We start from the raw sequence: 17,281 nt of genomic DNA, 5'->3' as shown, positions 1-17,281 counted from the left end.
TCGGCGATTGAATACTTAACCCTTCGTTGCGACATGGCCATTTTCCGCAAGAAAAACATCGCCAAGGCTTCGACCCGTGCCGCACTGCCCCCCCAATTGGCGAGCGTGCTGCGCGAATCGTGGTGGCTGCTGCTGGTCGCCATCGTGGTCTATCTGGTGCTGGCGCTGGCCAGCTACCATCAGGCCGATCCCGGCTGGTCGCACAGCGCCACCCAGTCGGTGATCCAGAATCGGGGCGGCAGCGTCGGCGCCTGGGTCGCCGATATCCTGCTGTCGGCCTTCGGCCTCTCGGCGTGGTGGTGGGTCGCCTTTTGCCTCGCCGCCATCTTGTGGGGCTATCGGCGGATCGATCACATCAGCGAATCATCCCGTCCAGTCGTGCTGCTGGCGTGCACCGGCTTTTTCATGATCCTGTTTTCCAGCAGCAGCCTTGAAGCCCTGCGCCTGCATACACTGCAAGTGGCGCTACCGCTCGCCCACGGCGGCATCATCGGCGTTGCGCTCGGCGGCTGGCTGTATCACACGCTTGGCTTTGCCGGCGCAACGCTCACCTTGATCGTGAGCTGGGCACTCGGCGTATCGCTGTTCACCGGTCTATCGTGGCTGGCGTTGATGGAGCGACTCGGCGCCAGTATAGAATGGTTCTGCTTCAAGTGCATCGACACCATTCAAGCGGCGCAGGACAGGCGTATCGGTCGGCAGGCTGCGGTCCTGCGCGATGAAAAGGTCAGCAGTGAAAAAAAGAAACAGGAAGACAAAGCCCCGCTGAAAATCGAGACGCCGCAGATCGACGTCCCCATCGCCAAGGCCGTGATCAAAGCCGCCGAGAAAGAAGCCGAGGCGCAACACAAGAAGATCATCCAGCCGACGCTGTTCTCCCCCGATGATCTACCTACACCGCACGTCGCCGTCGGCGGCCTGCCACCACTGAGCCTGCTCGCCAAGGTTGCAACGGCACAGGAAACGATCAGCAACGAGACGCTGGAATTCACCTCGCGGCTGATCGAGCGCAAGCTCGCCGAATTCAATGTCGAGGTCAAGGTCATTGCCGCCTATCCCGGCCCGGTGATCACCCGCTACGAAATCGAGCCAGCCGTCGGCGTCAAGGGCTCGCAAATCGTCAACCTGATGAAGGATCTGGCGCGCGCGCTCGGTCTGATCAGCATCCGCGTGGTCGAGACCATTCCCGGCAAGACCTGCATGGGTCTGGAATTGCCGAACCCGAAGCGGCAGATGATCAGCCTGTCCGAGATCATCGCCTCCGAGGCATTCCACGGCATGCACTCGAAGCTGACGCTCTCGCTGGGCAAGGACATCACCGGCAAGCCGACCGTCACCGATCTGGCCAAAGCGCCGCATATGCTCGTCGCCGGCACCACCGGTTCGGGCAAATCGGTGGGCGTCAACGCGATGATCTTGAGCCTGCTGTACAAGGCCACGCCGGAAGAAGTGCGCTTCATCATGGTCGACCCGAAGATGCTGGAACTGTCGGTTTACGACGGCATTCCGCATCTGCTGGCGCCGGTCGTCACCGATATGAAGCTCGCCGCCAATGCGCTGAACTGGTGCGTTGCCGAGATGGAAAAACGCTACCGCTTGCTCAGCGCCATGGGCGTGCGCAACCTCGCCGGCTTCAACCAGAAGGTCAAGGATGCCGAAAAAGCCGGCAAGAAGCTGACCAATCCGTTCACGCTGACGCCGGACAACCCCGAGCCACTCGAACACCTGCCGTTCATCGTCGTGGTCGTCGACGAGTTCGCCGATCTGATGATGGTCGCCGGCAAGAAGATCGAAGAACTGATCGCCCGTCTGGCGCAAAAGGCGCGCGCCGCCGGCATCCATCTGATCCTCGCCACCCAACGGCCGTCGGTCGACGTGATCACCGGGCTGATCAAGGCCAACATTCCGACCCGGCTGGCGTTCCAGGTATCGAGCAAGATCGACAGCCGCACGATTCTCGACCAGATGGGCGCCGAGGCGCTGCTGGGTCAGGGCGATATGCTGTTCCTGCCGCCGGGCAGCGGCTACCCGCAACGCGTGCACGGTGCGTTTGTCACCGATGACGAAGTCCACAAGGTGGTCGAACACCTGAAGCTGCAGTTCGGTGAGCCTGACTACATCGACGGCATTCTCAACGGCGGTTTCGATGCCGAAGCCGCCGGCAATGCCGCCTTGGAAGGCGGCGGCAACGATCCGGAAACCGACCCGCTCTACGATGAAGCCGTTTCCGTCGTCATGAAGTCTCGCCGCGCGTCGATTTCCTCGGTGCAGCGGCAGTTGCGCATTGGCTACAACCGCGCCGCAAGGCTGATCGAGAGCATGGAAGCCGCCGGATTGGTCAGCCCGATGGAGAGCAACGGCAATCGCAGCGTGCTGGTACCGCCACTTGCTGAATAAGGTCGATGCGCAAGCATTTCACATCTACTCGCCATATTCACGCCGGCAATCGCCCATAGCGCCCATGCCGCCGTTATCGACGTGCGGTACTGATTGATCACCCCGGCGAAGTACGCAACGGCAAGAACCACGCGTGAACACTGACGATTATCGCCGGATATGCCGCCATAGCCCGCAGCGGTGGTGATGAGAACGCACTGGGTATGCTCGCAAGCCCAACCTGCTGTGCCCGTCTGTCGGCCCACGCCTTTGTCGATGTCGTCGCCGCAATACACCGGAGCGGTCTTCGGGGCATAATGTATCCCTGCCGGAGGCCACACGCACGGCGGCCTTCGACGCCATCGACCGCTTTTCCTTCAGCCAGCGCACCAACGTAACGCAAGCAAGCCGGAAGATCGAAAGTACGATTGCGACAACGAACGCACCACAACAATTTACCGCACGACTTGAACGTCCGAGTTGATTCGTGCTATAAATCCCGTTTTTCTCAGAAGTCAGGGAATACCTAACCATGGCACGAGTATGCGTAGTCACCGGCAAGCGTCCGATGACCGGGAACAATGTTTCCCACGCCAACAACAAGACCAAGCGTCGCTTCCTTCCTAACCTCCAATCCCGTCGTTTCTGGGTTGAGAGCGAAAACTGCTGGGTTCGCCTGCGCGTTTCCAACGCGGCTCTGCGCACCATCGACAAGAACGGCATCGACGTCGTCCTGGCCGATCTGCGCGCCCGCGGCGAACTGTAATCAGGGGTTGAATAAAAATGCGTGAAAAAATCAAGCTCGAATCGAGCGCCGGTACCGGCCATTTCTACACCACCACCAAGAACAAGCGCACCATGCCGGAAAAGATGGAGATCAAGAAGTTTGATCCCGTCGTTCGCAAGCATGTGATGTACAAGGAAACCAAGCTTAAATAAGCTGGTTTCGCTGGTGACACTGACTCGAAAACCCCGCTTTGGCGGGGTTTTTATTTGAATGCTCAACCGTGATTTGCAACTTCAAGGAATAGACGATGCCGATCAATCATTTTGACCTGCAAAAATTTGCCGGCGTAAAACTCAAGGATGCCATCCGCAAGAAGGGCTCACCCGATCGCTTTGGCAAGGCCTCAAGCAACGATCAGCAAGACAAGGACAAGGCCAAGCCATCGCTGATGAGCAAACTGCTCAAGCAACACGTCGAGCCGAAGTAAGCGCCTACTCTTCGGACGGCTGCCAGACTTCGAGCAAGGTATCCCGCAGCATCACCACCATCGGATCGTTTTCGCGCTCGGCCGAATAAATGAACTGCAACGGTGCGCTGGTGACGCAATCGCCGCCACGCCATAGCGCAATCGAGCCATCGGCGGCAAAGCGCTTGGCGGTGCGCTCGGCCAGGATCGCCACGCCAAGCCCGGCTTTGACCAACTCGAGCACGGTCGCCTCTTCATCGAACTCACCCACCTTGCGCGGCGCAACATTCTGAGCGCGCCACAGCTCCTGCGTGATCGACGATAGGCTGTTGAATTGCGACAGCCCCAGCCACGGTGCCTTGGCAAGCGATTCCCAATCATCGCCGGCCAGCGCTTCTGCCAGCTGCGGCGGCAATGCCACGCAGAAGCCGATTTCGGTCAACGGCAGGTTGTTGACGTTCTGATAGGGGTTGCGGCCAAGATAGAAGCCGCCATCGAGCGTCTTCTTGCGTACCTCATTGAGAATGCCGCCGGAGATCCCGTGCGTGGTCTGCACCGTCAATAAGGGATAGCGACTGCGCAAGCAGGCAAGCCACGGCCCGAGCTTGAGTCGCGCCGGGACGCCAATGGTGCCGATCTTGACCTTGCCCTTGGGCTCGCCCGATAAGACCTTGGCCTTGTGCTGCATGCCGCGCGACAGCGCCAGAATACGCTCGGCCTCGGGCAGGATGTCCTTCCCTGCTTCGGTCAGCTGCACGCCGCCGGGGTAACGCTCGAACAGCGCCACACCTAGCTCCTCTTCCAGCGCCTTGATCTGCGCAGTCACTGCAGGCTGCGAAAGATGTAGCAGCTCGGCCGCCTGTGTCAGATGTCCCTGCTGGGCAACGGCAACAAAAGTACGCAATTGATACAGTTCCATGCCTTTGATTATCCCGCAAACCACGTCGTGCGTGTAACTGCATACCCAATGCATGTAGTCACGGAGCCGCAATTTCACTAGGCAAAGTAAGCCTCGTGCAGTGTGGCATCAGAAATGCTGATTCTCCGCATCAAAAATTGCAATTAGCTCGCATCATGCTCCCGCCATAGAGTGCGTCACTAAGCGTGGCCTGCGATTTTCGTCGTCCCCATCATCGGGACATTGTGGCGAGTGTCGCCGGTACGGTTATGCGGTAGCCGTCGGTTACTGCCGGTATCGACACTCAGGAGGGATAGCATGGATGAAGCAATGATTCAGCGTATCCAGAACAACCCTAAATTCAGGGAACTGGAGCAGAAGAAGACCAGCTTGAGCTGGCTGCTTTCGATCATCATGCTCGTGATCTATTACGGGCTGATTCTGATGATCGCATTTTCACCCGCAACGCTCGGCACCCCGCTCGCCGCTGGCAGCGTCACCACCATCGGCATCCCGCTCGGGCTGCTGGTGATCGTTTCGGCTTTCGTGCTGACCGGTATCTACGTACGCCGCGCCAACACCGAGTTCGATCAGCTCAATCGCGAACTCATCGAGGAGACCCGCCAATGATGCAGCGTCTTTCTACCCGCCTCGCGCTGGCCGGTATGGCACTCTGTGCCAGCCTGCCAGCTTGGGCTGCCGGCGCAATTGAAGGCGCGGTCAAGCAGCGCGACCTGAACTGGCACGCGATCATCATGTTCGTGCTGTTCGTCGCCTTTACCCTCGGTATTACCTACTGGGCGGCACGCCGCACCCGCTCGGCCAAGGATTTCTATGCCGCCGGCGGCGGCATCACCGGTTTCCAGAACGGCCTGGCGATCGCTGGCGACTATATGTCGGCGGCATCCTTCCTCGGTATTTCGGCACTGGTGATGGGCAGCGGCTACGACGGCCTGATCTATTCGATCGGCTTTCTGGTCGGCTGGCCACTGATCACCTTCCTCGTCGCCGAACGGCTGCGCAACCTCGGTAAGTACACCTTCGCCGATGTCGCCTCCTATCGACTGAGCCAGACACCGGTTCGCTGCTTTGCAGCGATCGGTACGCTGGTGACCGTACTGCTGTACCTGATTGCGCAAATGGTTGGCGCCGGCAAGCTGATCCAGCTGCTGTTCGGCATGAGCTACAGCTCGGCCGTGCTGATTGTTGGCGTGCTGATGGTGATGTACGTGACCTTCGGCGGCATGCTGGCAACGACCTGGGTGCAGATCATCAAGGCGGTGATGCTGCTGTGCGGCGCCACCTTCATGGCCTTCATGGTGCTCGCAGCCAGCGGCTTCAGCTTTGAAACCATGTTCGCCACCGCCACCGCAACGCATCCGAAGGGCATTTCGATCATGAGCCCGGGCGGTCTGGTCAAGAACCCGATCGATGCGATCTCGCTCGGCATCGGCCTGATGTTCGGTACTGCCGGTCTGCCACACATCCTGATGCGCTTCTTCACCGTGAAGGACGCCAAGGAAGCACGCAAGTCGGTGTTCTACGCCACCGGTTTCATCGGCTACTTCTACATCCTGACCTTCATCATCGGCTTTGGTGCGATCATGCTGGTGCTGGGACGCCCGGAGTACACCGAAACCATCATGAAGGACGGCGTGTCCGTTTCCCAACTGATCGGCGGCGCGAACATGGCGGCAGTTCACCTGGCCAGCGCGGTCGGCGGCGACTTCTTCCTCGGCTTCATCTCGGCCGTGGCTTTCGCCACCATCCTCGCCGTGGTCTCGGGTCTGACGCTGTCGGGTGCATCGGCGGTATCGCACGATCTGTACGCCAACGTATTCGCCCGTGGTCGTGCCGATGAAGCGCATGAAATCCGCGTCTCGAAGATGGCAACCATCGCATTGGGTGTACTGGCCATCCTGCTCGGCATCGCCTTCGAAAAACAAAACGTCGCCTTCATGGTCGGCCTTGCGTTTGCGATCGCCGCTTCGGCCAACTTCCCGGTGCTGTTCATGTCGATGTTCTGGAAGGGGCTGACCACTCGTGGCGCCGTCATCGGCGGTGCGTGCGGCCTGGTCTGCGCAGTCGCGATGATCGTGCTCGGCCCAACCGTATGGGTGAAGGTGCTCGGCAATGCCGCCGCCATCTTCCCGTACGACAACCCTGCGATCTTCTCGATGCCGCTGGCCTTCTTCGTCACCTGGCTGGTATCGACCCTCGACAAGAGCGAATCGGCTGTCCGCGAACGCGCACTGTTCCTGCCGCAATTCATCCGCTCGATGACCGGCATCGGTGCAGAAGGCGCATCCAAGCACTAAGACGCAGATACAAAAAGCGCAGCAACTTGAATGCCCCGCCTTGCGCGGGGCATTTTTTTGTCGCCAAGGCGCACACCGAAACGTATCGCTAAACCGACGATTTGCACCCCCCGTCCGCCGGCTTCGCCCGCATCAGCGGAACTGATTTCACACATCAAAAAACACGATTGGCTTTGCCGGCACGTTGGCTTTACATTCTCATCATTGAATTTTTTCTTACTGCATAGGCAAGAAGGAGCAAGCATGAGCAGCATCGATTCCGTACTGAAAGAAAACCGCCTTTTCCCGCCATCGGACGATTTCCGCGTCAAGGCCAATGTCTCCGGCATGGAGGGCTACAACGCCCTGTGCGAACAAGCCAACCGCGACTACGAAGGCTTCTGGGCTGAGCTCGGTCGCGACATGATCAGCTGGAAAGCGCCGTTTACCAAGGTACTGAACGACAGCAATGCGCCTTTCTTCAAATGGTTCGAAGACGGCAAGCTCAACATCTCCTACAACTGTCTCGACCGTCACCTCGACGCGCGTGGCGACAAGACCGCGATCATTTTCGAAGCCGATGACGGCAAGTCCGAACATGTGAGCTATCGCCAACTGCACGCCCGCGTTTGCCAGTTCGCCAACGGTCTCAAACTGCTTGGCGTGACCAAGGGCGACCGCGTCGTCATCTACATGCCGCACACGGTCGAAGCCGTCGTGGCGATGCAGGCATGTGCCCGCATCGGCGCAGTCCACTCGGTGGTGTTCGGCGGCTTCTCGGCCGGTGCCCTGCGCGACCGCATCCAGGATGCGCAAGCCAAGGTCGTCATTACCGCCAACGAAGGCTTCCGTGGCGGCAAACCCGTGCCGCTGAAGGCCACCATCGACGAAGCGCTGACGCTGGAAGGCAGCGAATCGATTGAAAAAGTCGTTGTGCTGCGCCGGCTGGAAAACAGCACCGCCGCGTTCAACGACAGCAAAGACGTCTGGTGGCACGAGCTGGTCGAAGGCCAGCCGACCCAGTGCGAGCCGGAATGGGTCGACGCCGAACACCCGCTCTTCATCCTCTACACCTCGGGTTCGACCGGCAAGCCCAAGGGCATCCAGCACAGCACCGGCGGCTATCTGCTCGGCGCGCTGACCACGATGAAGTGGGTGTTCGACTATCGCGAAGGCGATGTCTACTGGTGCACGGCCGATGTGGGCTGGATTACCGGCCACAGCTATGTGGCCTACGGCCCGCTGGCGATCGGCGCGACGCAAGTCGTGTTCGAAGGCGTACCGACGTTCCCGGATGCCGGCCGTTTCTGGCAGACGATCGAAAAGCACAAGGTCACCACCTTCTACACCGCGCCGACCGCGATCCGTTCGCTGATCAAGCTTGGTGCCAATCTGCCGGAAAAATACGATTTGTCGAGCCTGCGCCTCTTGGGCACCGTCGGCGAACCGATCAACCCTGAAGCATGGATCTGGTATCACGAAGTCGTCGGTGGCGGCCGCTGCCCGATTGTCGATACCTGGTGGCAGACCGAAACCGGCGCCAACATGATTGCACCGCTGCCGGGCGCCGTGGCGACCAAACCGGGTTCGTGCACGCTGCCGATCCCGGGCATCATCGCCGATATCGTCGACGAAGCCGGCGCACCGGTCGAGCCGGGCAAGGGGGGGTTCCTTGTCATCCGCAAACCGTGGCCGTCGATGGTTCGCACCATCTGGAACGACCCGGAACGCTTCAAGAAGACTTACTTCCCGGAAGACTTCAACGGTCAGCTGTATCTGGCCGGCGATTCGGCCCACTTCGACGAGAACGGCTACATCTGGATCATGGGCCGCGTCGACGACGTGCTCAACGTTTCGGGTCACCGCCTCGGCACGATGGAAATCGAATCGGCACTCGTCGCCAACCCGCTGGTGGCCGAAGCCGCCGTCGTCGGCAAGCCGCACGACATCAAGGGTGAATCGGTCTGCGCCTTCGTGGTACTGAAAGGCGATCGCCCGGAAGGCGACGATGCCAAGCGCATCGCCAAGGAACTGCGCGAATGGGTTGCGCACGAAATCGGCAAGATCGCCATGCCCGATGAAATCCGCTTCGGTGACAACCTGCCGAAGACCCGTTCGGGCAAGATCATGCGCCGCCTGCTGCGCGATATCGCCAAGGGTCAGGAGATCACCCAGGATACGTCGACACTGGAAAATCCGGCCATCCTCGAACAGCTCGCCAAGAGCGCGATCTGATCCGGCGACCGACTCAGGAATCAGCTGTTTCACGGCAGCACTTCACAGCCCCACCGTTTGCGGTGGGGCTTTTTTTTCGTGCCGGCTCAGCCGACCGGCAGCTCGGCCGGCGCCCGTTTCAGCGCCTGCAGCAACTCGCCGGGGCTGACGTCGAAATGGCGGCGGAAGCGGCGCGAGAAACTGGCGATTTCCTGATAGCCGACCTGTTCGGCCACCGCACCCACATTGCCGGCTCCCGCCACCAGCAGCTCGCGCGCCCGGCGCATGCGCTGGCGAATGATCAGTTGCTGCGGCGTGGCGCCCAGATGGCGGACGCACAAGCGGTGCAGATGCGCGGCGCTGACACCGTAAGCCTGCGCGAGCACGTCGACCCGCCAGTCCTCCCCCGGTGCATGCCGAACCGGCTCGAACACCGCCAGCAGCCGTTCGGCCACGGTCCCGTCGTCATGGCTGGCCAGCGCCCGGCGCAGCATGTCGACGGCCAGCAGCAAGGCTTGGCCGGCAAAGCCGGGATGACCAAGTCGCGCTTCGGCGCACAGCACGCTGACGATCTGGTAGAGGCTGGCTGCATGCAGCAGCGGCCGCACGCTGGCGCGGGGGCCGGCCAGCATGCCCCACTCCGGCACATCGTTGACCAGAAACCACGCCAGCCGCCACGGCTCGCCGCCCGACCTGAAGCCGCTGTGGCTTCGCGCCGGCAGCACCGCCATTTGTGCCGGACCGAGTGTCAGCACCGTCTCACCGTCCGTCACCACGCCCGTCCCTTCGACACTGATCAGCACCACGTGAAACGGGGCACCGATGCGTTCGACATGCAGATGGCCGTCAACTTCGGAATGGCCGGCGAACATCAGCTCATGCTCGGCCAGAGTGTGCAATTGCGGGTGATGGAAAATCCGCGCACCGACCGACCACTGGCGCGTGCCCTCGCCCACATCAAACCGTTCCTGGTAAATCGTCGACATCGCGCCCGCCATGCTGGATTCAGACAAATATGACAGGCAGATTGCGACATTCCAGCCCGGAGCTCAATGGCTTAAGTTGTCCACTTGTCCCATGCCGATCAAGGAGATCCGGATGTTGCGTTACCTGCCCTTGCTGTTGCTTCCCGTCCTCAGTGCCTGCGCCAGCGGCCCCGTACAGACCGGAGCGGCCGATGCGCCGCGGCTGATTTCCTACCTGCCGACCTGGCAACCGGAAGCGGAGGTCGCCCGCGCCATCGACGTCCTGCCCGGGCTCGACATCGGCATCTATTCATTCATCCTGATCAAGCCCGACGGCAGCGCCTACATCGAGCCGAAAAGCCTCGCCGGCGCCGCACAGTGGAAGAAGGCATTTGCCGCCGCGCGCGTGAAGAACCCGCAGCTCGCCTGCCAGTGGGCGATCGGCGGCTGGACCGGTTCGCGCAACATCGCCAAGGTGGCACAGAACGAAGCCACCCGGGCACAGCTGGTCCGCACCTCGATCGCGATCATGCGCGACTATCAGTGCCAGGGGCTTGATCTGGACTGGGAACACCCGGTCACCGGCGGCGACTATGCGGCCGATGCATCGCCAGCGGATCGCGGCAATTACATCAAGCTGCTGCAGGCGCTGCGCGCGGGGCTCGACGCCGAGAGCAAGGCCGACGGCAAACGCTATCTGCTGACCGCGGCCATCCCCGGCACCAATGGCGGCTGGGGTTCGTCGGGCTACGATCTGCCGGCCACCGCCAAGCTGCTCGACTGGGTCAACCTGATGAGCTATGACTTCTACGGCGCATGGAGCCCGCGCGCCGGGCTGCATGCGGCGCTGTATCCGACGCCCGGCGAAGCCGATGCCGGCGTCCTCAACGGCGACGGTGGCGTGAAGTACTTCCTGGCCCAGGGCTTCAAACCGTCGCAACTGGTGCTCGGCGTTCCGTTCTACGCGCGTGCCCAGGGCAATGTCGAACCGGGGCCGAACGGCGACGGGCTGGCCCAGTCCGCCAAGGGGGCCGGTCTGCCGCAGCAGGAAGAACCGGGCACCGCCAAGTATTCGGTGGCGAAGCAGACGCTCATCGGCCAGCCGGGCTGGAAGTCCTTCCGCAGCAAGGCGGCCGGCGATGCCCCGTACCTGTACAACGGCAAGACGAAGGAACTGGTCAGCTATGACGACGCCGCGTCGCTCAAGGTCAAGGCCGACTACGTCAAGGCCAACAAGCTCGGCGGCGTGATGATCTGGGAGCTGACGCAGGACGACGCCGAGCACACGCTGTGGCGCGCGCTCGAGCGCAATCTGCGCTAAGGTGCTCGGGTCGCGCCACCCGATCGGCGCGACCCGCCCCGTAAACCGGGCCGGCCAAAAGCACCACCTTGCGCTTGGCTTTCGCCTATCACAGAGAACGGCCGGACTGCGGCAAGCCGGCTCCGGCGTGCTGCCGGACCCGGGAAAAACCCTGAGATCGTTTTGCCACACCGAAGTCGCCTGCCTCGATGTAGTTTTGATCGGACTGCTACAGTAGATCACCCTGATATTCCATATGGAATCTACGCAATGGCCCCGATGAAGATCTCGACCCGCCTGTACCTGCTCTGCGGCCTCGGCGTCGCCGCCGTCGTGATGATGGCGCTGGTCGCCGGCCTCTTGCTGGCCAAGATCCGCGACAACTCGACCGAGATGCTCGACAAGGCCGTCCCGGCGATGCAGAGCCTCAACCGCGCACAGGCAGTGTTCCTGCGGCTGCGCATGAGCGTCTACCAGCATCTGGTGCAGCGCGAGCCGGCCGGCAAGGACAAGGTCGAGGCCAACTTCAACAGCCTGCGCGCCGAACTCGACCAAGTCTTCGAATCGCACCTGAGCCGCTTCGGCGACCAGGCCGACGTTCGGCAGGCGCGCGACGAGATCGACCGCTACATGTCGCAGATCCAGGAAATCTTCAAATACTCGAAGAGTGACCAGTCCGGCGAGGTCGCGGCGGCGATCAGCCGGGCGGCGGCGCAAGGCGAAAAGGCGATCGCCGCAATGAAGCAGGCCGTCGACAACAACCAGCGCCAACTCGAGCAATCCCGCAAAGACGTCGCCGGCGCGATCTCGACCGGTCAGACGACCAGCCTGATCACGCCACTCGTCGCCACCGCGCTGCTGTTCGTTCTTGGCACGCTGATCGTTCGCAGCGTCACCGGCCCGCTGGGCCAGTTGCGCGATTCGGTCGTCCGGCTCGCCAGCGATTACGACTTCACCCGCCGGGTGGCCGCGCGCGGCGGCGACGAGGTAAACCAGACGCTGCACGCCTTCAACCAGCTGCTCGATACCATGCAGCAAAGTTTCCGCCAGTTGCAGCAGGTCGGCAGCGGCCTCGGCCAATCGGCGCAAGAGCTGGCAGACGCATCGACGCAAATGTCGGCCGCGTCGAGCGACGTGAGCGAATCGACCGCCAATATGGCCGCCGCGGTCGAAGAAATGACCGTCAGCGTGACCCATGTCGCCGACCGCGCCAGTGGCGCCGACGACCTGGCGCGCGAAGCCGGCCGGCTCGCCGGCAGCGGCGGCACGGTGATCGAACAGACCATCGCCAAGATCAACGGCATTTCCACCACGGTCAGCACCGCGGCGACGCAGATCGAAAGCCTGAAGGAGCGTACCGCCGAGATCAACGCGGTGGTCAGCGTGATCAAGGACATCGCCGACCAGACCAATCTGCTGGCGCTGAACGCCGCGATCGAGGCTGCGCGCGCCGGCGAAACCGGCCGCGGCTTTGCCGTCGTTGCCGACGAAGTCCGCAAGCTGGCCGAACGCACCGCGGTATCGACGCGGGAGATCGCCGGCACCGTCGAGGCCATCCAGTCCGAAGCGGGCCAGACCGTCGCATCGATGCAGGCCGTCGTCACCCTGGTCGGTGACGGTGTCGCCCAGGCCGAACAGGCCGGCGCGGCGATCCGGCAGATCCGTACCGGCAGCGATGACGTCGTGCATCAGGTCAGCGAGATTTCCGGCGCGATGCGCGAGCAGAGTCAGGCCAGCACCAGCATCGCCCAGCAAATCGAGCGCGTGGCGCAAATGAGCGAGGAAAGCAACGCCACCGCGATGCACACCGCGAGCGCGGCCGAGCACCTGCAGCAGATGTCGCAACAACTGCAGTCGGCCATCGCGCGCTACAAGGTCTGACGATACCGCATCCGGCCAGCGATCGGTGCGCTGGCCGATTCACCCGCAGTCGCGGGTCGTGTGCGGCAGATTAGGTCGCGGCCCGGCGCGGGAGTAAAATTCCCCTTTTCCCTCACCGCTACTCGCCCGGATCGCCATGTTCGTCGAATTCCCGAATTCTCCGTACAAGCTGTTCCAGCCCTTCCCGCCCGCCGGCGACCAGCCGACGGCGATCGCCGGCCTGATCGACGGCATAGAAGACGGCCTCAAGTACCAGACCCTGCTCGGCGTCACCGGCTCGGGCAAGACCTACACGATGGCCAATGTGATCGCCCGCACCGGCCGGCCGGCGATCGTGATGGCGCCGAACAAGACGCTGGCGGCGCAGCTCTACGCCGAGTTCCGCGAGTTCTTTCCGGAAAACGCGGTCGAGTACTTCGTCAGCTACTACGACTACTACCAGCCCGAAGCCTATGTGCCGAGCCGCGATCTGTTTATCGAGAAGGATTCGGCGATCAACGAGCACATCGAGCAGATGCGTTTGAGCGCGACCAAGGCGATGCTCGAGCGCCCGGACTGCATCATCGTCGCCACCGTGTCGGCGATCTACGGTATCGGCGATCCGGCCGATTACCACCGGATGATTCTGCACCTCAAGGAAGGCGAGAAACTCGAACAGCGCGAGATCATCAAACGACTCAGCGCGATGCAGTACGACCGCAATGAAACCGACTTCGCGCGCGGCACCTTCCGCGTTCGCGGCGACGTGATCGACATCTTTCCGGCCGAACACGCCGAGCTGGCGCTGCGGATCTCGCTGTTCGACGACGACATCGAAACGCTGCAACTGTTCGATCCGCTCACCGGCCATATCAAGCAGCGTGTCGGCCGCTTCACCGTGTTCCCGTCCAGCCACTATGTGACGCCGCGCGATACGGTGCTGCGCGCGGTCGAGACGATCAAGGAAGAACTGCGCGAGCGGCTGGCGTTTTACTATCAGGAAAACAAACTGATCGAGGCCCAGCGGCTGGAGCAGCGCACGCGTTTCGATCTGGAAATGCTCAATGAAATGGGCTTTTGCAAGGGCATCGAGAACTACTCGCGCCACTTCTCCGGCAAGAAGGCCGGCGAGGCGCCACCGACGCTGATCAACTACCTGCCGCAGGGTTCGTTGATGTTTCTTGATGAGTCGCACGTGATGATCGGCCAGGTCGGCGCCATGTACAAAGGCGACCGCTCGCGCAAGGAAAATCTGGTCGATTACGGCTTCCGGCTGCCATCGGCGCTGGACAACCGGCCGCTGAAGTTCGAGGAATTCGAGCACATGATGCCGCAGACGGTCTTCGTTTCGGCCACGCCGGCCAACTATGAAAAGGAACACCAAGGTCAGGTGGTCGAGCAGTTGGTGCGCCCGACCGGTCTGGTCGATCCGCAAATCGAAGTGCGCCCGGTGGCCACCCAGGTGGATGATCTGCTCTCGGAGATCAAGCTGCGCACGGCGCTGAACGAACGGGTGCTGGTGACGACGCTGACCAAGCGGATGTCCGAGCAGTTGAGCGAATATCTCGACGAGCACGGTGTCAAGGTGCGCTATCTGCACTCGGAAATCGACACGGTCGAACGGGTCGAAATCCTCCGCGACCTGCGCCTTGGCGTGTTCGATGTGCTGGTCGGCATCAACCTGTTGCGCGAAGGCCTGGATATTCCGGAAGTCTCGCTAGTGGCGATCCTCGACGCCGACAAGGAGGGTTTCTTGCGCAGCGAGCGCAGCCTGATCCAGACCATCGGCCGCGCCGCGCGCAATCTGAACGGCAAGGCGATTCTCTATGGCGACCGGATCACCGATTCGATGAGGAAGGCCATCGACGAAACCGAACGCCGCCGCACCAAACAGACCGCCTTCAACCTGGCCAACGGCATCGTGCCGAAATCGGTGACCAAGCGCATCAAAGACATCATCGACGGCGTCTACAACGCCGAAGACGCTGCGGCGACACGGATCGAGGCCAAGCGTCAGCGCCTAGTGGAAGACATGGACGAGAAGGGCCTCGCCAAGGAACTCAAGCGGCTCGAGAAGGACATGATGGTCGCGGCGAAAAACCTCGAGTTCGAAAAGGCAGCCAATCTGCGCGACCAGCTCAAATCACTGCGCGAGCGGGCCTTCGGCCACCAGTAAACCACCACGGCCAGCCGCTCGGCCCGCACTTGCGGCCCTGATAAGCGGCGCAAGCCGGTCGTCGCCGACCGGTGCCCCCATCCTGATCTCATGCGTTTGGCATGATGAGCGGCGCGCATTTGCGCTGCTCAATCAGGATGGAATCTCCATGCGAACGACTTTGGCCGCTGCAGCCATTGCAATACTGGCAAGCGCCTGCCTCGCCGCCGCACCGGCCTGGCAAAACGACCGTGCCTATCAGGCCGGCGATACGGTGACCGTTGCGGGCACCGACTACCGCGCCCAGTGGTGGACCCAGGGGCAGCCCCCGCAATCTCACGCCGGCGCCCCCGGCAGCGGCCAGCCCTGGCTGCGGCTCGACCCGACCCAGCCGCCGCTGGCGTGCGGCGACGTCTGGCGCGGCCAGACCGCCTACAGTGGCAACGCGGTCGTCAGCCATCAGGGGCGGAACTATCTCGCCAACTGGTGGACGCGGGGCAGCAATCCGGCCAGCGGGGAAAGCCGCGAAGTCTGGCGCGATCTGGGTCGCTGCAATTACGTCAGCCAGTACACGTTCACGCTCGCGTCGACGCAGGTGCAGCCGGTCACCTTCGGACCCGATACGGCGGGCACCGATTATCCGATCGAGGTGATGCTGCCGGACGGCTTCCAGCCCGACCGGGCGTATCCGGTGCTGTATGTGCTCGACTGGTTCCTCGTCGCCGATACATTCAAGCAGCAGCATCGGGCGCTGAGCGATGCCGGCCGGCTGCAGCCCTTTATCGTGGTCGGCATCGGCTGCGCCGACGCCGAAGCGGTGTGCTGGCTGCGGCGGGAACGCGACTACACGCCGAGCTACTGGCTGCCCGAAGAGCACTACCTCGGCAACACCGACCCCGCGCTGCGCATCACCGGCGGTGGCCCCAACTTCCTGGCCTTCCTCAAGCACGAACTCATTCCGCGCATCGAAACGCGCTACCTGAGCCAGCCGGCGGAACGCGGCATTCACGGCACCTCGCTCAGCGCACTGCTGGCCGGCCATGCGCTGGTGCACGACAGCGGGACGTTCGGCCGTTACCTCGTCAACAGCCCGGCGCTCTGGTATCACGACGGCCGGCTGGCCGGCGAAGCGCAAGCCAGTCCCGCCGAGCAGTACAGCGGAGTCCGGAAGGTCTACCTGAGCATGGGCAGCCTGGAAGACAGCCCCTATCTGCTCGATACGGCCCGCTTTGCGGCAACGCTCGGCGACAAAGGCCTCGCGGTACGGCACAGCGTGCTGCCGGGGCAGACCCACGAGTCGGCGGCCGAGGTCGCCAGCACCGAAGGCCTGCTCTACGCCTATCCCCGCTGATCAGGCTGCGGCATGGCGAGTCGACCCGCACTCGCCATGCCGCCGGTCAACCGCAGCAGGGAGGCTGCGCTCAATCCGCTGCGAGTTCCTTCTTGTACAACTGCACGAAGTGCTGTTTCTGCTCGGTGGTCAGCACCTGGCTCGCATCGAACAGCGCCTTGACGCGGATATAGGTGACCTGATTGTCGGCATCACCGACCGCCTGAATCCGTCGCTTGGCACGCGCCTCGTCCCACTTGCCGGATTTGATCATGTCGCGAAATACGCCCGGTTCTATCTTGCTGGTATCGACCGCCTCGATCTGCTTTTTCTCGTCCTTCTTGATCGCCTCGATTTTTTGCTGCTGATCCTTGCTCAGCTTGAGCTCGGTCGCCAGCGTGCTCTTTTCGGCCGGTGCCGCTGCGGTATCGGCGACGGTTGGCGCCGTCGCGGTCTCAGCGAAAACGGCCGATGCCGGCAGCAGGATGGCGGTGGCCAATAGAAGGGACTTGATCAGTTTCATCGTGATTGCCTTGCGGGTGAGGAAGGCGGGCTAGCCGCGATGGCACCATTCTTTGCCAAGCCCGCAGCGCCACCAAGTGGTTTATTTACACAACAATAACAAGCATTGTGTGCTTGCCGTCCTGGCCGTGCCCACCGAAAAAACGCGTCCGCACCGATGCCGCTGTGGCC

Annotated in this window: 14 protein-coding genes; 11 read left to right on the top strand and 3 right to left on the bottom strand. The window is 62.2% G+C overall.

Going from position 1 to position 17,281, the window contains the following annotated elements:
• Window positions 1-33: 33 nt before the first annotated feature.
• From JLC71_RS00930 to JLC71_RS00915, 4 genes are all read left to right on the top strand, one after another.
• Window positions 34-2,397, top strand: coding sequence for a DNA translocase FtsK (locus JLC71_RS00930; RefSeq protein ID WP_200916824.1), 2,364 nt, complete (start codon window positions 34-36; stop codon window positions 2,395-2,397).
• 511 nt (window positions 2,398-2,908) lie between these two features.
• Window positions 2,909-3,142, top strand: coding sequence for a 50S ribosomal protein L28 (gene rpmB / locus JLC71_RS00925; protein ID WP_200916822.1), 234 nt, complete (start codon window positions 2,909-2,911; stop codon window positions 3,140-3,142).
• Window positions 3,143-3,159: 17 nt separating this feature from the next.
• Window positions 3,160-3,315, top strand: a complete 156-nt coding sequence (gene rpmG / locus JLC71_RS00920; RefSeq protein ID WP_067110116.1) for a 50S ribosomal protein L33 — start codon at window positions 3,160-3,162, stop codon at window positions 3,313-3,315.
• Between the two features lie 95 nt (window positions 3,316-3,410).
• Complete coding sequence (locus JLC71_RS00915; RefSeq protein ID WP_200916820.1) at window positions 3,411-3,590, top strand: hypothetical protein; 180 nt, start codon at window positions 3,411-3,413, stop codon at window positions 3,588-3,590.
• Window positions 3,591-3,594: 4 nt separating this feature from the next.
• Here the strand turns inward: JLC71_RS00915 and JLC71_RS00910 are convergent, their stop codons facing one another.
• A complete protein-coding gene (locus JLC71_RS00910) occupies window positions 3,595-4,488 on the bottom strand; it encodes a LysR family transcriptional regulator (protein ID WP_200916819.1) in 894 nt (297 codons plus the stop codon).
• Between the two features lie 297 nt (window positions 4,489-4,785).
• Between JLC71_RS00910 and JLC71_RS00905 the strand changes: the two genes are divergently transcribed.
• The 3 genes from JLC71_RS00905 (at window position 4,786) to acs (ending at window position 8,999) form a co-directional block, all read left to right on the top strand.
• The gene (locus JLC71_RS00905; protein WP_200916817.1) at window positions 4,786-5,097 is read left to right on the top strand and encodes a DUF485 domain-containing protein; all 312 of its coding nucleotides are present in this window, start codon (window positions 4,786-4,788) and stop codon (window positions 5,095-5,097) included.
• Window positions 5,097-6,785, top strand: coding sequence for a cation acetate symporter (locus JLC71_RS00900; protein ID WP_200918219.1), 1,689 nt, complete (start codon window positions 5,097-5,099; stop codon window positions 6,783-6,785). Before JLC71_RS00905 ends, JLC71_RS00900 begins: the two co-directional genes overlap by 1 nt.
• 243 nt (window positions 6,786-7,028) lie before the next feature.
• Complete coding sequence (gene acs, locus JLC71_RS00895; RefSeq protein ID WP_200916816.1) at window positions 7,029-8,999, top strand: acetate--CoA ligase; 1,971 nt, start codon at window positions 7,029-7,031, stop codon at window positions 8,997-8,999.
• 86 nt (window positions 9,000-9,085) lie between these two features.
• Here the strand turns inward: acs and JLC71_RS00890 are convergent, their stop codons facing one another.
• The gene (locus JLC71_RS00890; protein ID WP_200916814.1) at window positions 9,086-9,964 is read right to left on the bottom strand and encodes a helix-turn-helix transcriptional regulator; all 879 of its coding nucleotides are present in this window, start codon (window positions 9,962-9,964) and stop codon (window positions 9,086-9,088) included.
• Between the two features lie 112 nt (window positions 9,965-10,076).
• On the opposite strand from JLC71_RS00890, the gene JLC71_RS00885 reads away from it, so the two are divergent.
• From JLC71_RS00885 to JLC71_RS00870, 4 genes are all read left to right on the top strand, one after another.
• Complete coding sequence (locus tag JLC71_RS00885) at window positions 10,077-11,264, top strand: glycoside hydrolase family 18 protein (protein ID WP_200916813.1); 1,188 nt, start codon at window positions 10,077-10,079, stop codon at window positions 11,262-11,264.
• Window positions 11,265-11,513: 249 nt separating this feature from the next.
• The gene (locus JLC71_RS00880; RefSeq protein WP_200916812.1) at window positions 11,514-13,124 is read left to right on the top strand and encodes a methyl-accepting chemotaxis protein; all 1,611 of its coding nucleotides are present in this window, start codon (window positions 11,514-11,516) and stop codon (window positions 13,122-13,124) included.
• Window positions 13,125-13,260: 136 nt separating this feature from the next.
• The gene (gene uvrB, locus JLC71_RS00875; RefSeq protein WP_200916811.1) at window positions 13,261-15,279 is read left to right on the top strand and encodes an excinuclease ABC subunit UvrB; all 2,019 of its coding nucleotides are present in this window, start codon (window positions 13,261-13,263) and stop codon (window positions 15,277-15,279) included.
• Window positions 15,280-15,427: 148 nt separating this feature from the next.
• Window positions 15,428-16,609 carry a carbohydrate-binding protein gene (locus JLC71_RS00870; RefSeq protein WP_200916810.1) on the top strand — a complete coding sequence of 394 codons (1,182 nt, stop codon included), beginning with the start codon at window positions 15,428-15,430 and terminating at the stop codon, window positions 16,607-16,609.
• Between the two features lie 70 nt (window positions 16,610-16,679).
• Here JLC71_RS00870 and JLC71_RS00865 read toward each other — a convergent pair whose 3' ends face one another.
• The gene (locus tag JLC71_RS00865; protein WP_200916809.1) at window positions 16,680-17,111 is read right to left on the bottom strand and encodes a Spy/CpxP family protein refolding chaperone; all 432 of its coding nucleotides are present in this window, start codon (window positions 17,109-17,111) and stop codon (window positions 16,680-16,682) included.
• Window positions 17,112-17,281: the final 170 nt, after the last annotated feature.

The sequence above is a fragment of the Jeongeupia sp. HS-3 genome, assembly GCF_015140455.1.
Classification (GTDB): domain Bacteria; phylum Pseudomonadota; class Gammaproteobacteria; order Burkholderiales; family Chitinibacteraceae; genus Jeongeupia.
The sequence above is the reverse complement of the archived record's forward strand: the minus strand, read 5'-3'. Positions and strand labels throughout refer to the sequence as shown.

What these genes read in the sequence shown, in the direction of transcription:
- JLC71_RS00930 (WP_200916824.1), top strand. Translation starts at nt 34, where the DNA reads ATGGCCATTTTCCGCAAGAAAAACATCGCCAAGGCTTCGACCCGTGCC.
- rpmB (WP_200916822.1), top strand. Translation starts at nt 2,909, where the DNA reads ATGGCACGAGTATGCGTAGTCACCGGCAAGCGTCCGATGACCGGGAAC.
- rpmG (WP_067110116.1), top strand. Translation starts at nt 3,160, where the DNA reads ATGCGTGAAAAAATCAAGCTCGAATCGAGCGCCGGTACCGGCCATTTC.
- JLC71_RS00915 (WP_200916820.1), top strand. Translation starts at nt 3,411, where the DNA reads ATGCCGATCAATCATTTTGACCTGCAAAAATTTGCCGGCGTAAAACTC.
- JLC71_RS00910 (WP_200916819.1), bottom strand. Translation starts at nt 4,488, where the DNA reads ATGGAACTGTATCAATTGCGTACTTTTGTTGCCGTTGCCCAGCAGGGA.
- JLC71_RS00905 (WP_200916817.1), top strand. Translation starts at nt 4,786, where the DNA reads ATGGATGAAGCAATGATTCAGCGTATCCAGAACAACCCTAAATTCAGG.
- JLC71_RS00900 (WP_200918219.1), top strand. Translation starts at nt 5,097, where the DNA reads ATGCAGCGTCTTTCTACCCGCCTCGCGCTGGCCGGTATGGCACTCTGT.
- acs (WP_200916816.1), top strand. Translation starts at nt 7,029, where the DNA reads ATGAGCAGCATCGATTCCGTACTGAAAGAAAACCGCCTTTTCCCGCCA.
- JLC71_RS00890 (WP_200916814.1), bottom strand. Translation starts at nt 9,964, where the DNA reads ATGTCGACGATTTACCAGGAACGGTTTGATGTGGGCGAGGGCACGCGC.
- JLC71_RS00885 (WP_200916813.1), top strand. Translation starts at nt 10,077, where the DNA reads ATGTTGCGTTACCTGCCCTTGCTGTTGCTTCCCGTCCTCAGTGCCTGC.
- JLC71_RS00880 (WP_200916812.1), top strand. Translation starts at nt 11,514, where the DNA reads ATGGCCCCGATGAAGATCTCGACCCGCCTGTACCTGCTCTGCGGCCTC.
- uvrB (WP_200916811.1), top strand. Translation starts at nt 13,261, where the DNA reads ATGTTCGTCGAATTCCCGAATTCTCCGTACAAGCTGTTCCAGCCCTTC.
- JLC71_RS00870 (WP_200916810.1), top strand. Translation starts at nt 15,428, where the DNA reads ATGCGAACGACTTTGGCCGCTGCAGCCATTGCAATACTGGCAAGCGCC.
- JLC71_RS00865 (WP_200916809.1), bottom strand. Translation starts at nt 17,111, where the DNA reads ATGAAACTGATCAAGTCCCTTCTATTGGCCACCGCCATCCTGCTGCCG.